Here is a 15,822-nt window from a genome sequence, read left to right as displayed (position 1 = left end):
CAATAGACATTTTTTCGGAAATCTATTGGTTTTACTTGTCTAAAGCTGCTGAATGTTTCTTCTAAAAAATGAAAAAATAACATGAAAAAGACAACCATTCTTTCTTTGGACGGAGGCGGAATAAGAGGAATTATTACCTGTATTATTCTGCGTTACATAGAAGAACAGCTCCAGTATTATGATAAACCCACGGCAAAGCTCGGGGATTATTTTGACCTGGTGGCAGGCAGCAGTACCGGAGGTCTGATTGCTTCTATTATTCTGTGTCCCGACGAAACCCGAAAAGCAAAATATTCTATCCAGAAAGGATTGGAATTATATGCGGAAAAGGGCGGCGATATCTTCCAGGTTTCCTTTTGGGAAAAACTGGTTAATCCATTCGGATTATTGAATGAAAAAATTCCACAGGAATCACTTGAAAGGAATTTAAATGACTTTTTTGGAAATTTGGAATTAAAAGAATTAATAAAACCATGTTTAATAACAAGTTATGATATAGAGAACAGAAGGGCAAAGCTTTTCAACTCATGGAAGGCCCATCTCAGCACAGATAATTTTTACGTAAAAGATGTCTGCAGGGCCACCTCAGCTGCTCCCACCTACTTCAGCCCTGTTCAGATTAAATCTATGTACGGGCAGATCTTCAGCCTGATAGACGGTGGTATGTTTGCCAATAATCCCGCGCTATGTGCGTATGCAGAAGCCAGAAAAATTCCCTTCGCAGAAGTGCTGAGAAACCATCAGAAAGCCAATCATCCGGGAGTAAATGATATGATTATTGTTTCCATCGGAACAGGAATAGAAGCAAGACCTTACTCCTTTAAAAAACTGCAGAAAGCAGGAAAAATAGGCTGGGTAAATCCTATTATTGATATTTTGATGTCTGCCAATGCAGAAACGGTAGATTATCAGCTGGGGCAAATGTTTCAGACGTTGGGATTCAGAAATCAAAAAAACTATTACCGTTTGAACCCATCACTGAAAAATGCTTCCCCGGCAATGGATAATGTGAGAAGATCCAATATTGAGAACCTGATACAAGCCGGATTAAGCTATATTGATGACAACAGGGATACCCTGAACCAGATTGTTCAGAAACTCATCAAAAATAAAATATAAGCTATTTACCTTATAACAATCTCATATAAGCTTTAAAGATTATATTTTAAAATTAGAAAATCTTTTTTAAACACGTCAAGTTTTGTCGTTTCGCCCCCTTACCTTTGGAGTATCAAAAAAGACACAAAACAATCATCCATAAAAACTTTTAAAAAGCCTTTGAATTCAACATTCCCTTATGCTGAACAGCCTGAAATATGTTCAAAATACAACCAACACCAATTACACAAAACATGGAAACACCAGATCACAAAACAGATACCCTCTTCGATGAAGACCTCTATACCATAGAATGGAGCGATATCGAAAATGCTGAGATGGATTATGAAAACTATCTCAATGACATTGAAAACTTTTTCAGAGAAGATTTTGAAGAAGGCCTACTTGAAGAAGATATTTTTTAAGTAAAGATTTAAAAACACGACAAGTTCTGACGCTGTCCGGTATTACCTTTATAATCTACGAACAGTAATCTCATCAAACATTTCCAACACCTTTTGAATTCATCATTCACAAAATGCTGGACAGCCGGAACTATGTCTGAAAATATAGTAACAATGAAACTGCTAAAAAGGCAGGACATATAATCAATTTATTAACCAACAAATCACACAACATTTTATGAAGACAAAAGAAGAACTCAGGCTCTATTTTGAAAATGGAGATATCCCAAGGCAGGAAGACTTTTGGGAATGGCAGAACTCTTACTGGCATAAAGATGAGAAAATTGATATGCAGAAGGTTTCAGGATTAGAAAACGGCACATTCAACCTGCTCTATGCTGAAATGGATGCCGAAAAGAATGCTTCATTGGCGTTCTTTATGAAAAGAAAAATAATTATAAAACCAGGAACACTAAGCATTCCAAAAAACTTTGGCGGAGGCTTAGGAATTACTGAAATACAAATTCCGGACACCTTACTAAGTATTCAGGAAAGCGCATTTTCAGGAAGCGGCTTAACTGCGTTGGAACTCCCTGGCCGTGTAACAGATATCCAGAGCTGGGCTTTTTTCGGCAACAGATTAACCTCTTTAATTATTCCGGATAGTGTCACCAGCATTGGCATTCAGGCATTTGCAGGAAATCAGTTAACAGAAGTACATCTTCCAAAAGGAATAACACTTGTTTCACAAGGTGCATTCACAGGTAATAAACTAATGTCCGTTGAGATTCCAAATGGAGTCACAGAGATTAAATCTGATGCTTTCCGCAGCAACCAGCTGACCTCGGTATCTATTCCCAACAGTGTTCTCAATATTGAAGCAGGAGCATTTTTAAACAACAAACTAACAGAGGTTGTATTGGGAGAAAACACACAATATCACTCGTATTCTTTTGATACCGGAGTACAGGTAACAGGAGGAAAACCAATCAATTAAATTTTTATACAAATGAAAACAAAAGAAGAATTAAAAAAATATTTCGAAAACGGAGATATTCCGGTACAGGAAGATTTCTGGGCTTTGATGGACTCATACTGGCATAAGGATGAGAAGATTTCCGAAAGCGCTATTGATTCAACAGAAAAAGTAATGCCTTTTATTATTGATGAAGTAATTCTGGGAAATGCATTATCCATTTCTATTCCTGAAAATGTAAAAAAAATCAAGCAAGGCGCTTTTCAGTACTCAGGAATGGATTATCAAATCATTGAAGTAAACTTTAGTGAAGGGATTGAAGAAATTGAAGTCGGAGCATTTCAAGGCCAAAATATAAAGAAAATCAAGACACCTTCTACTTTAAAAGTTATTGGTGGTGGTGCTTTTTCCAATCAATCAAATGGGGTGAATGGCTCAGATTCATTGGAAGAAATCAACTTCAATGAGGGTCTAACAACAATTGGAGATTATGCTTTTGACTGCCCCAGAGCAACTGTTATTGAAAACTTGTACATTCCAGGCACAGTAACCTCTGTCGGACAAAATGCATTTGCAATCCCTTCGTTAAAAACAGTTTCTGCTCCTGCAGGATTAGATTTAAGCAATGCAGGAATCCCTGCCACAGCCACAATTACCTATAGATAAATAAAATATGAAAACAAAAGAAGAATTAAAAAAATATTTCGAAAACGGAGATATTCCGGTACAGGAAGATTTCTGGGAGTGGCAGGAGTCATACTGGCATAAAGATGAAAAAATTCCGGCTGATAAACTAGACTATGATCTTACTCAAAAAGCAGATGTGACGGCATCCAATTTAACTCCGCAAAATGCACAGCTCTGGAAAGATAAAATTGAAACTCAGACGTCTATTCAGGCTCCGCAATTGAACGGAAATGTCTTGACAGTATTTTATACAGGTGAGAATGGTGTACAGCAGAGTAAATCGGTAGATTTAAACAGTTTAGTAACCCGTGATATCAGTATTGAGAATGCGGCATATGATGCCTCTCAAAATATTATTACGATTACCCAGAATGATGGTTCAGCCTTTCACATTAATCTTTCGGAATTCAGTATCATTCCAACCACCAATTCTGATGGAAGTGTAACGTTGTCCCAGGAAGGACAGGAAAAAGTCACGGTAAAAAAGGTGGCTGTAACAGGCAGCTATAATGATCTTTCTGATAAACCTGTCTTTAATGGGAATGATAATTTACAAAATGTTATCGACAGAGGTAACGGAACAACCAAACCTATTATTTTCCAACCGAATGAAGGCAGGGCCGGTGAAATAAATTTCAACCCTAACACGTATTCATTATGGTTTGGAAATATGAATCCTGACCACACAGGAACATATGGAATTGGAATTGGGTATAATACTCTTCCAAACTTAACAACCGGTCTAAGTAATATTGCCATAGGAGGTTATTCAGGCGCCAATTTAACAGCCGGAGACTGGAATACACTTGTTGGCGTAAACAGCGGTTCACTTTTAACCACTGGAAACTATAACTTAATGGTTGGAACTGAGGCAGGCAAAAACTCCACAACTGCTCTAGGATGTACTTATGTCGGAGACGAAGCAGGTGTTAAGAATATTGACGGCAAGTACAACACTACTCTAGGGATTGGCTCCGGATACTGGCTGACACATGGGGTTCAGAATACATTTGTGGGAGCTTTTGCCGGTCAGACACACGGAAAAGTTACAACTTCTGGCGCATGGGGCTCCAATACTTTTATCGGCTACAATGCAGCTTCTACTACTCATGCAATGGGCGTTTGGGGAGATAACAACGTGGTTATCGGCTGTAATGCACCATTAGGAGGTTCAACATTCAACAAACTGGTTATTGAATCAAATCCGGTAGCAAGGCGTCATGATTTTGTTACTCCTCTAATTGGTGGCGACTTTGCCGCAAGAACACTTGATTTTGACGCTGTTGTTTCTGCAAGAAGAACTCCTCTCGCCGACAGTACTTATACAAAAGTAGCTGTTCTGAATGCCGGTAATGTATTTGGGTATAAAAATTTATCAGACTTTACTGATTTTGTTCCGCTAGCCGGAACCTCCGGAACTCCTGTAACCGGTAATATTCAATTCACAAATGAAGATTCGGCAGAGAGAATCATTTACAGAATAAATGAAGTTGACGGTATAAAGAATGCATTCGGCTTATCTCCAGAATCTGTAATGATGGTTTCGGGTAATTTAGATGGAACGAATGCTGCAAGCGTGGATGTAAGTAAAGAAAATGGAGTTTTCGCGTACGGCCATGGTTCACGTTTGATGCTGAGTGATGTAGGTGCCGCCCTAAGACAAACCAATGGAGGAGCCGTAAAAGGAATTTTTGCAAGCTCAACTCCTGATGAACCGGTATTTATAGAAGATGAATCGACAAAACCAAGAGGATTAAGTTCTAAAACTTATTTCGGAGACAATGCCCAGGAAAATGATTACATCCAGAAACAATATGCAGACAAACAGCATTCCTACAGTACCCATGAAGAGCTGACAGGTGGAAAATGGATCAACGGAAAGCCTGTTTACAAGAAAACCTTATATCTGGATCAGATTCCAAGGACAGGTGAAATTGATCTGAAGGCTGAATTCCCGGATCTCGAAACCATTATCTCCAACGAAATGTTTACAGAATGGTATGATCTTAAAACCGCATTTGCAGGTAACCAATGGCGAACAAAAGCTTACATCACCATCGAAAGGGAAATGGCTATCATAGAACTATTGAACATCCCTGATTATGACTATTCCCGTATCAACTCGTTTACTCTAACTCTTGAGTATACAAAAAAATAAACAAAATGCCAAATAATACATCAACAAAATCCGCATTTACTGTCGGAAAATCCTTAATAGGAGAAGGAATTATTAACTATAAACAAACAAACCCTATGAACACAAACAACCCATCACAAACACTTTTCAGATTCGTAAGCTTAAGAAGCCCGCAATTACCCGATGAAGATAAGCAAAATAAAAAATTCATTACGATTCCGGATTCTTTAAAAAGCGACAATACATTTTATGTACCTGTAGCTTCAGGAACAAGGCCCAAGCAGGAATTGTTAAAAGAAAGAGCTGCTGTTTTTGCCCAAAATGCCAATTTTATTGCTGATATGGACGCATTGAAACAAACCTATGGTATTGTGTACGATTACGCACTTTGGCTTGCAAAAAATAAAAACACCTGTTCTTATAATCAATTTAATGGGAAAAAGAATCAGGTAAAACTATCCTCTTCTTATGCATTTCCCGATCTTATCAACTTATGGAACAACCTAATTTATCAGATTGCCACTCATAAAGACTTCTATGTTAAAGAAGGGTTGATGCAGGTTTTATTGGCAGCCCATACCCTTACCCCTGAAAATTCAGCTCCGGCCGAGGATGAATACAAAGATTTATTATCCGCAAGAGTTGTAATTCCCAGAGAACTGATGCTGGATACTCCGGATGCCAACCCTATTGGCATTACTTCAAAAATGGAGGAACAAGAATCGGGAGAAGTTACATCACCGTCCTCTTACATGGAAAAGCAGCAAAATATCCAGGAAGCTCAGGCTCTTCTTAAGAGATATGAAGTGTTAACCAAAGAGATGTCTCTTATTGAGAACAGCTATAAAAAAGAATATACACGAGAATATAAAGCCAGTGAAGAAAAACATAACGAATCCAACCAATCCATCCTTGACGAATATTATGCCCGTGTAGAAGAAGCAAGGAGAAAATATTGTGAGATCAGAAATCCTGAGTTGCCTTATGATCCTGAAGATCCTTGTAACAGACCGGAAGAAATTCCTTATCCGAAGCTTCCGAAATTTGAATTCTCGTTCCGCCCTGAAGTAGATGCGAGAACTCTTGTAGGAGGATTGAAACCCGACAGTATTGATACAGTATTATCCCTTTTAGAATATGACTTTTCAGAGCCAGAGAAAGAAAGGATTGATGACGCATCACTAATTGATAGTTTGCTGGCAGGAAGAAATACGTTCAATGAATTAAAAGACATTATTTCCAATGCTACGGAGAATGCCAATAAAGTTATTCTGGATAATATCATGGATAATTCTGAAAGCTATACAAGTATTGGTGGAGTCATTCTTCCTGTCTCAAGAGTAGAAACGATTCCTTTTACCTATCAGTTATGCCCAAGGCATATTTTAAGAAATACGTGTCTGGACTTATCTATCGATGTTCCTGATGCTTCCTGGAATGTAGCAAGTATGAGCTATACTTTCTATACCAATGCAGGACCTATTTCCGGTACTTATTTTGAAAAAAGCCGTGTTGGTAATAAGATTTTCTTAAGTAAATTATTAGGAAGCGCAACAACAGACGGTGTATACATTTCTCAAACAGAGAACTTTACAATGGATGTTAAAATCACCTTTACCAATGGTAAGGTAACGACTTTCTTCCCAAGAATTATTTCAATGAAGTCCTGCTACACCTCATCTTTCGAGTTTGTAAATGAAATTAAAGATCCTGTTCAGGAACCTGATGATTCTTATATCCCTTCCGGATTTGGATTTAAGCAAATCGGTATTGCTGACTATCTTAAAGTAGAACAGACTACCCATGCTTATGTAGAAGGGGAAGTGGCTCATATTGAAAACGTAATGGCCCGTGAGTACCGTGAAAAGGCAACAAGAAGACTACGAAGAAGCGAAAACACCACTACTACATCTTCAGATACTGAAAGAGAAAAACTTACGGACACTACTACTGCAACCAGATTTGAAATGCAGACTGAGATTGCCAAAATGATGCAGGAATCCAGAGATGCCAATGTACAGGCACATTTTGATGCCACCTGGAAAACTGGAACAGGAGCAATGGGGGCAACAATAAGTACAGGAATTGCCGGTGGGTATGCCACTCATTCTTCCAAAGAAGAAAGTACAAGACAAGCACTTACCCAAGCTCAGGATATTACAGCAAGAGCATTAGACAGAGTAGTCACAAAAGTTCATGAGGAAAGAATTGAAAAGATCATTGAAGAGTTCGAAGAGAATAACAAACACGGCTTTGACAATACCAAAGGAGATAAGCATGTTGTAGGTGTTTTCCGTTGGGTAGACAAACTTATGAAAAACCAGATCTATAATTACGGTAAGCGTCTGATGTTCGAATTTATGATTCCTCAACCTGCTAAATTACATACGCTGGGAATGACATTGGACAATTCAGCAACGAAGAGCGATCTTGTAAAACCTGAAGACCCAAGAAAAGCAAGCTATCTGCCATTAGAAAACTATTCATCTTTAGGTAACGAAGCTGCATTAAAATATTGGATAAGTAAATACAATGCCGAAATTGATGAGAGACCTGCAGAATCCTTTGCTATAAGTAAATCATTCAGTGGACGCGATGGAAACTTCGGAGGAAAAGATGATGACAAGGTTCAGATTGTAAACGGAAACGGAGAAGTTGAAGTTCCGGAAGGTTATTTATTAAAAACTGTTGATTATACTTTCCAAACCTATCCACACAGCTTTAAAGGAGCTCATCAGGCTTTCATGACCATTGGAGGGCAAGGTACTTACTGGATTTCTTCACCGAACAGTACACAGGTAAGCGGAACAACAACAACCCTGAATATCAAAAATAAACTGGAATTTAGTTTTGCTACAGGAGAAAGCCCAATTATGCAGGGTACTCTGAAACTGAATTTAGAACTTACTCCAGAAGCAAGAAATGCATGGCTTCAGAAAACATTCAAAGCCATTATTGACAGCTATGAAAAGGCTTTGGCAGTGTACGAACAGAAAATAGCGGAAGAAAAAGCTACCGGTATCCAGATTAAAGGATCCAATCCAGGATTCTATCGTCAGATCGAGAATACGGTACTCCGTAAAAACTGTATCTCTTATATGATCAACAGATCAGCCAATTCTACCCATGGCTATGGTATGGCAGGGCTAACTACCGGAAGTACCTTTACAGATTATGAAACAGACCTGTCATCAAAACTGGATAAATATACAGCTTTCCTTAAGTTTATGGAACAGGCATTTGAATGGGAAAACCTTTCTTATTATCTGTATCCTTACTATTGGGCTAATAAAACGGAATGGACAAATCTTTACCAGGCTGAAGATGTAGATCCGTTATTCAGAGCATTCCTGCAAAGTGGTATGGCAAGAGTTGTTGCTACGGTACGTCCGGGATTTGAAGATGCCGTTCAGTTCTATATGGCAACAGGTAAAATCTGGAATGGAGGCGAAGTTCCTGTCATTGGAGATTCTCTTTATCTATCTATTGTAGATGAAATGAAACAACCTAAAGGCATAAAACAAGGAAAAGCCTGGATTACCAGACTTCCAACTCCATTAAATATTCTTCAGGCTGAAAGCATCGGCTTAAAAGTAGCGCATGCTTTACCATTTAGTGCTGAAGATCCTAACGAGTTTGAAGTGCCGGGAGAGGTGATCACGGAAAGTAACTTCGTGAAAGATAATTCTTTAATGGGAAACAAATCCAGCATAAAACAGATCCAATTCTCTCTGAAAGAATTAGATAATACAGGCTCGTATAATACCATTGGAGATCTTGACCAGGCAGGGGAGTTTCCTAGAAAATACGAATGCATGGGACAAACCATTGAGGTTGTAAGAGACGCAACATGGGCCAAAACAGATTCTCTAGTGAAGGTTTATGGAGCTTTAGCTTCCGGACTTTCAGGAATAGATGGCATTGAAGCTTTTGCCAATACCGAGAATGGAGTTACGATCCGAGTGGACATAGACAAAATCAAAAATTTCAAATTTGTCAAACCTCCTTATACAGAAATGTCAGACACATTAGCCTTTACAACGGATGGAATTACTTTCCTGAAATTTGCTGATGATTTCTTCACCGGTTCATCCAACCGACTTTTTGACAAAGACGATAAGCTGGTTGATGCCCAAGAATATGCTGAAAAGCTCTCTCTATCAAGATTTTTAATTTAATCTAAAAACAAAAAACCATGAGCCGGGTAAAACCCGAGGCTATCTGGCAGCACGATAAAGTGCTGCCTTATATCCTCACGACCTTAAAGGACAAGATTGATGATATTACTGCTGTAGAAAAGATATTTCTTTTCGGAAGCAGAGGCAGGGTACCATTTGATAAATGGGACACGCTGGAAGGAAAAGACTGGGATGTTTTGGTACAGGCTAAATGCAAACTTAAAAATGCCCACACACTCCTTGATAAAGATTACTATCTGGATCTTCTCGTATTGGATGAAGAAACAATTCAGAAGCATTATTACAACAATAAGCTTACGATGATTTTTCCGGGAAATGAACTAGATGATTTCATAACTAAAACTCAATAGCATGGCAAAGATTAAAGATATTATCGAATTTCTGAGGCTGAACCGAAGAAATGAAGAAGCAAACAAAACACCTGTCACTCCGAATTATGTTATATTGGAATCCCTTGATACCCATAAGGAGTATACTGTTAGCAAAGATGATTTTGAAAACTTTGATAAATATATAAGGCTGGTAAATGTATTGAATGATTATAAAGCCAACTATATTTATATTCTTGAAACCAATGCTAATAAAACATTTTATATAAAAAATGCAAGTAACAAATTTGTTGATATTATTACTCATCAAGTAAACAGTGCCGTTACTGAAAATAGTCTTAAACAATATGAAATTGACTTTGGTTCTAATTTTTATTTTTATGATACTTCTCAAAATAATGTCGTGATCTCAGTCACACAATTAGCTGAAATTAAAATTTTTAGTGACACCATTAAATACATTCCTAATGAAGAGCCCATAAAAAGCTTCCAAAATGACGATTATGCTTACAATTATGACAGTCATGAAAGTATCTCACACTCTATTTTAAAAAGAATTGCCGTTGCAGCATCATCTCGTTATACCCCTTCCGGAATATATAGCTCTGATCGGATGGTAAAACTTACAAAGTCTGAAGAAAACGGAAAAATGTTTCTGATTCCGGATATTAAACATGATACACTAAGGGGAAAATATTTTTTACAATATCAGTTTTGGAAACCCAAACAGGATAGTGAACAGAAAATAAAACCCTTTTATGCTCCTATCGGAGATGTTGCAATGACTTTAGAATTTAACTATATTGGAGCTTTTCTCTCTTTTCTTAATGAAACTATTTTCAGTCAGCCAAATTTTAATTATTCATCTGAAAACAATGGAAAAAGAGAAGAATTCAAGGAACAGTTTAAAAATATTGTTATTGTTCCTTTAGAAAATTATGCCCTTAGAGATACAGATAAATATTATCGGGAAATTATTGAGGTTTTTTATTATTTGCACGAAGATGTAGCTTCCACCATTAATCCTAATATAATCTGGAAACTCATCAATAAAGCAATTGAAAATGATGGGCTTACTAATTTTTCTATTAATGAAGAGGATTTATTTATAAAACTTCTGGAAACTCTTTTAGCAGCAGAAGGCAGAGAAGAAAAATTCCTTATTCGGTTAAATGAAACTATTTCTGTTAAAAATACCACAACTGTTTTAGAATATCTATATGACAGACTGAATGGAGAAAATGGGGTCAAGTTTGTAAACCTCATCAACAAAGCTTGGAGAAAAACGAGATTTGCAAACCCTGATATCGAAAAAAATCCTGAATTTGCTTCAACGGATGGTCCTTTAATGCTTCCTTATGAATCAGAAAAGTGGTTGGGCTTATATTTTAGCAATGCTAAGGTCAGCTTTGAAAATAATTCAAAAAAAGAACGTCTTTTAAACGTCGCAGTTACTACTGACCAATATAAAAAAGTTACCAAAATAACTCCTAAGGGTGATACTTATGAAACTCGCGAAAAGATAAAAGAACATTTTTGGTATCACCCGTTTTATCCTGTTTATTTAAAAAATGTTGAGAAACAAGACTCAGAATTGAAATTAGATTCCATTGTTCCTGCCTTTGTACTAAAAGCAAACGAAGATAAGCAGTTCTGGAGCAATGTAATTACGAGTGCGGAGTATGCATTGGATGTGGCAACAACCTTATCTGGTATTGGTAATATTACAAAATTCAGGTATCTTACAAGAGTTACCCAACTGGCAGAAGTCATAGAGGGAACAAATGCCATTTCCAAAGTAGCAAAAGCCGCAAATATTTTACGCTATGTGAAAGGAGCGGCAGGAGTGGTAGAAGTTACTAGTGGAAGTATAAATCTGATGATAAAGATTACTGGGGCCAAAGATTCCGAGTTTGGGGAAAGCCTGAGTAAGGTACTTTTTTACCTAGAACTTATAACATTGGCTGGCGAACTTACCACTTCTATGAAAATGGGGCTAAAAAAAAGTGCTAAAGAAGCAATAGAAGAATCAAATGGGGCTCTGCGTGTAAAACACCCTGAGCTTTTTGCAGAACTTTATCGAATTGCAGAATTGAAAAAAGTATACCAACATGTGGACGATTTTATGAAGACCCGACCTAAGTTTCATGACCCAAATTTGGTAAACCAACTGTGGAAAGAAAAAATTGTCAAAAAACTTATTTTTCCAACTAACCTTAGAAAACTTTATTTCAAATATTTAGAAGAATTCCCTTCGTTGAAAAGAGGTTTTAACCAAGCTGAATTTAAAACCACTATTAAAAAGAATGGCAAGCTCATAGAAGAAGTAGAAGAATTTTCAATTTCAGGAAATAAAAAAAGATTGTCAGAATTTGGAGACCCACCAGAATTACCACCCAATACCATAAATGTATTGGATGATTGGGAAAATTTCGAGAAATTTGTAGAAGGAGCGGTTGATTTTTCTGGAGGAATTAGAAAATATGACAGCGAGATCAAATACATTTTCAACTTCCTGAAAAACCATATGAATAAAGGAGACGAATTTGTAATAGAAACCAGAAATATTTTCAAAACCTGCGGAAGCTGTAGACGGGAATTTGTAATGTTAGAAGATTATCTCCGTACTCAAGGTAAAAAAGTGAAAATTGTTGTATATAGTGATGATACAATAGAAGGAACAAGAAAGTTAAAAGATAAATTAAAAATAAAATAATTATGATTATACAATATATGACTCAAGTAAAAGAAAACCCTAAATTAAAAGGTTTTGTAAACAGAGGCTTTTCTTTGGATAAAATTAAACAGCTTGAAAAAGAATTTAATCAAGGAATAGAGTTTCCAAAAGCTTTTAGAGAATTTCTGTTTTTAGCAGGAGATTTTAATAATTTTGGGTTTGATGACATTGATGGAATTAAAGAACTCCAAGAATATGCCCAGGAAGATTTAAAAAAAACTAAACAAAAAGTTGACAAACCTTTTTTTGCTTTTCATGTTTATGATGGTTTATATAGTGTAATTCTTTTAGATGAAATCAATGAAGATCCTAAAGTTTATATGATAGACCCTTTTGAAGCATTAGAAGGAAGTACATTAGTTAGCATTCCTAAAGGGGGTTTTAAAGAAAATTACACATTTACAGAACTAGTTAATGAAAGCATAAGAAGAGTAAAGAATAACATTCCGTTTTAAAAGTATCCGCCTCAATAAGAGGCGGTTTTTATTGACTCGTTATTTGAGAAATTATGGCTTATGCACCTCTTGAGAAAGGGAAATCTGGGCAATTGCAAATTATTATAAAGTTGGTTATTTTTATCCTGATCATTATAGAGGTCTATTTAGTTGGGATAGTTATTTTAAAATGAATACTATTTTTATTAAAGGTATTGAAAATCTTATTGAAGACAATATGAAACCGACAAAAGAACAAATCATACAAATAGGATTAAAAGTAGTTGATGATGTCTTTAAAGAAGCTTATAATTTGCAAACGGCTTCAGCAACAAAAGATAAAGTAAAAGTATATTCATTAGGCAATGATGGATATTATGAACATGACGGATGGCATTTTAGTGTGAATAGTAAAGAAAAATATGATAATGAATATAAATCTTTTTTTATATACTTTTTAGATAGTGGAGTTCCTCTTCATATGGCCTCTTTTTTAGGAGATGACAAACCGAGGTTTGTTTATGCTATAAAAGATAAAAATGATAAATACACTGTTGTTGATGAAGATAAATATTTTAAACATCAAAATTTTGACTTTAAAAATTTTGTAAGGAAGAATTTTTAACACACTTCCAATAAGTTTATATAACAAAACTTTACTACAAAAAAATAAAACACGACACGTTTTGTCGCATGAACCGCATATATTTGTCTTATAAAACTTTACCATGAATCGCAGCGCTGCTGCACCCTAAAAATAGAGAAATGAAAAAAGATTTTTATCTGACAAGATATGCCTTAATTATTAAAAGATTAGAAAGTTCTCCGGCTACTTATTCCCAGCTGGAGGACTATCTTTTAAACTCTTTTGAATTCCAGGATGCAGGAATCAAGAGCTACTCTATCCGTACTCTGCAAAGGGATATCCGGGAGATTTCAGATCTTTTCAATCTCTCCATTCATAACAAAAAGAAGGGTGACAACCGGTATTATATCGAGAGCCGCCCGATTATGGAAGTGGATGAATACAATCAGAAACTTCTTGAGTCCTTTCAGGTAAGCAATGCGCTGAACCTTCACCCGGATTTTTCAGATTTTATCTTTTTTGAAAGCCGTAAACCAACGGGTGTGGAACATTTTTATGACCTGTTCTTTGCCATCCGCAATAAAAGAGTGGTGACTTTTGAACACTACAATTACAAAAACAAACTGATGACCTCCAGGAAAGTGCATCCTTTGGCTTTAAAAGAATCTAAAGACCGATGGTATCTTATTGCCATCGATACAAAAGATAAAGTTTTAAAATCGTTCGGGCTTGACAGGATCAATTATCTTGATGTGGCTAAAAATCAGTTCAGGGAGAAATACAAATACAACTTCAGAGAGCATTTTAAAAATGCATTCGGAGTCATGAATCTGGCAGAACAGAAACCACAGAATATCGTATTGAAATGCAGCCGCCATCAGGGAGAATACATCAGAAGTTTCCCACTTCATCAATCCCAGAAAGAGACCAAAGAAACTCCGGATGAAATCTATTTTGAGTTCTTCCTCCATCCTACTTATGACTTTATGCAGGAGATTCTTTCTTATGGAAAAGAAGTAACCGTTCTGGAGCCGAAAGCTTTAGTTGAAGAAATCCGCAATCATTTACAGGAATCTTTGAACCGTTATCTTGAAAGCTGATCATAAAGGACTTATTTCATATTTTTTGTTATATTTACATAAATATACCCTTATTGAAAACCTTATTCATTGGCATCAGCTGTTTTATTTCTACCTTTTTTCTCGCACAGCAGAAAGAAGAGTTCAGGCTTGTAAAGAGTTATTATAACCAGCACAGGAACATGCTGAACAAAGAATTCAAAAAGAAATTTGATGCCGAGTCCAATGCCGTAAAAAAAGCAGAGATTAAAGGTGATTTTCTTTTTTTCATGAAAAAAATGGACAGCATTGAAAATAATGCACTGATTGGAGCTTTATTAAAAGTCAGAAATCTGGAAGACCTTCAGACCATCAGGAATCCCGGTTTTCAGACCTCACCTGGAAAGTTTACAGACGCTGAAAAGATTGCAGATTACCCGGGCGGGATCAATTCTTTGAGGCAGGAAGTTGCCAATCTCCTGTATGTTGACGGGGTATATTCTGAAGAAAAAACGATAAAAACGGATGTGGATTTTATTGTCGAAAAAGATGGAACAGTCAGCAATGTTCATGCACAGGGTAATAATTTCACCTTTAACAGGCAGGCGGAAATTGCCCTATATTCTCTGGCAGAAAAATTTTCTCCGGCAACGATAAAAGGCGATCCTACTACCTATCGTTTCAAACTTCCTTTAACTTTAACGATAACGGACTAAATGTTTACAGACGAATATTATATGAAAATGGCATTGCAGGAAGCAGAAGCCGCTTTAGAAAAAGATGAGGTCCCTATCGGGTGTGTGGTGGTTTCCAACAACCGGATTATTGCAAGAGCCCATAATCTCACCGAAACATTGAATGACGTCACTGCCCATGCAGAGATGCAGGCCATAACTTCGGCAGCTAACTTTCTTGGAGGAAAATATTTAAAAGACTGTACATTGTATGTAACCATGGAACCTTGTGTCATGTGCTCAGGAGCGCTTTCCTGGTCTCAGATTTCCAAAGTTGTCATTGGAGCACGCGATGAACAGAGAGGGTTTATCAATAAACATCTTTCTCTCCATCCGAAAACAGAAGTTATCACAGGCATTATGGAAGCAGAATGTTCCTCTATTGTTAAAGAATTCTTCAAAAGTAAACGATAATTTAAAAACACAAAGCCGGAGAATAGTTA

General features: G+C 36.6%; 13 protein-coding genes. All 13 read left to right on the top strand.

From position 1 onward, the window contains the following. Positions 1–81: 81 nt before the first annotated feature. The 13 genes from ACR1PO_RS10350 (at position 82) to ACR1PO_RS10290 (ending at position 15,793) form a co-directional block, all read left to right on the top strand. Positions 82–1,119, top strand: a complete 1,038-nt coding sequence (locus tag ACR1PO_RS10350) for a patatin-like phospholipase family protein (protein ID WP_332388600.1) — start codon at positions 82–84, stop codon at positions 1,117–1,119. Between the two features lie 233 nt (positions 1,120–1,352). Continuing rightward, a complete protein-coding gene (locus ACR1PO_RS10345) occupies positions 1,353–1,523 on the top strand; it encodes a hypothetical protein (protein ID WP_332388601.1) in 171 nt (56 codons plus the stop codon). 217 nt (positions 1,524–1,740) lie between these two features. Continuing rightward, positions 1,741–2,499, top strand: coding sequence for a leucine-rich repeat domain-containing protein (locus ACR1PO_RS10340; RefSeq protein ID WP_433986710.1), 759 nt, complete (start codon positions 1,741–1,743; stop codon positions 2,497–2,499). Positions 2,500–2,511: 12 nt separating this feature from the next. After that, positions 2,512–3,144 carry a leucine-rich repeat domain-containing protein gene (locus tag ACR1PO_RS10335; RefSeq protein WP_433986709.1) on the top strand — a complete coding sequence of 211 codons (633 nt, stop codon included), beginning with the start codon at positions 2,512–2,514 and terminating at the stop codon, positions 3,142–3,144. 7 nt (positions 3,145–3,151) lie between these two features. Beyond that, positions 3,152–5,323: an autotransporter outer membrane beta-barrel domain-containing protein gene (locus tag ACR1PO_RS10330; RefSeq protein ID WP_433986708.1), complete on the top strand. Its 2,172-nt coding sequence runs from the start codon at positions 3,152–3,154 to the stop codon at positions 5,321–5,323. Positions 5,324–5,328: 5 nt separating this feature from the next. Continuing rightward, entirely contained in the window at positions 5,329–9,480 is a 4,152-nt protein-coding gene (locus ACR1PO_RS10325) for a hypothetical protein (RefSeq protein ID WP_433986707.1), read from the top strand. Between the two features lie 17 nt (positions 9,481–9,497). Then, positions 9,498–9,851 (top strand): hypothetical protein, encoded by a 354-nt coding sequence (locus ACR1PO_RS10320; RefSeq protein WP_433986706.1) that lies wholly within the window; start codon positions 9,498–9,500, stop codon positions 9,849–9,851. Between the two features lies 1 nt (position 9,852). After that, complete coding sequence (locus tag ACR1PO_RS10315) at positions 9,853–12,546, top strand: hypothetical protein (RefSeq protein ID WP_433986705.1); 2,694 nt, start codon at positions 9,853–9,855, stop codon at positions 12,544–12,546. 2 nt (positions 12,547–12,548) lie between these two features. Next, positions 12,549–13,022: an SMI1/KNR4 family protein gene (locus tag ACR1PO_RS10310; RefSeq protein WP_433986704.1), complete on the top strand. Its 474-nt coding sequence runs from the start codon at positions 12,549–12,551 to the stop codon at positions 13,020–13,022. A 169-nt stretch (positions 13,023–13,191) separates the two neighbouring features. Continuing rightward, a complete protein-coding gene (locus tag ACR1PO_RS10305) occupies positions 13,192–13,626 on the top strand; it encodes a hypothetical protein (protein WP_433986703.1) in 435 nt (144 codons plus the stop codon). A 140-nt stretch (positions 13,627–13,766) separates the two neighbouring features. Continuing rightward, a complete protein-coding gene (locus tag ACR1PO_RS10300) occupies positions 13,767–14,687 on the top strand; it encodes a helix-turn-helix transcriptional regulator (protein ID WP_433986702.1) in 921 nt (306 codons plus the stop codon). Positions 14,688–14,740: 53 nt separating this feature from the next. Beyond that, the gene (locus ACR1PO_RS10295; RefSeq protein WP_332388614.1) at positions 14,741–15,361 is read left to right on the top strand and encodes a hypothetical protein; all 621 of its coding nucleotides are present in this window, start codon (positions 14,741–14,743) and stop codon (positions 15,359–15,361) included. Next, positions 15,362–15,793, top strand: coding sequence for a nucleoside deaminase (locus tag ACR1PO_RS10290; protein WP_120232447.1), 432 nt, complete (start codon positions 15,362–15,364; stop codon positions 15,791–15,793). It begins immediately after the preceding gene. Positions 15,794–15,822: the final 29 nt, after the last annotated feature.

Origin of the sequence: Chryseobacterium amylolyticum (assembly GCF_051011775.1) — a bacterium.
GTDB lineage: Bacteria > Bacteroidota > Bacteroidia > Flavobacteriales > Weeksellaceae > Chryseobacterium.
The sequence above is the reverse complement of the archived record's forward strand: the minus strand, read 5'-3'. Positions and strand labels throughout refer to the sequence as shown.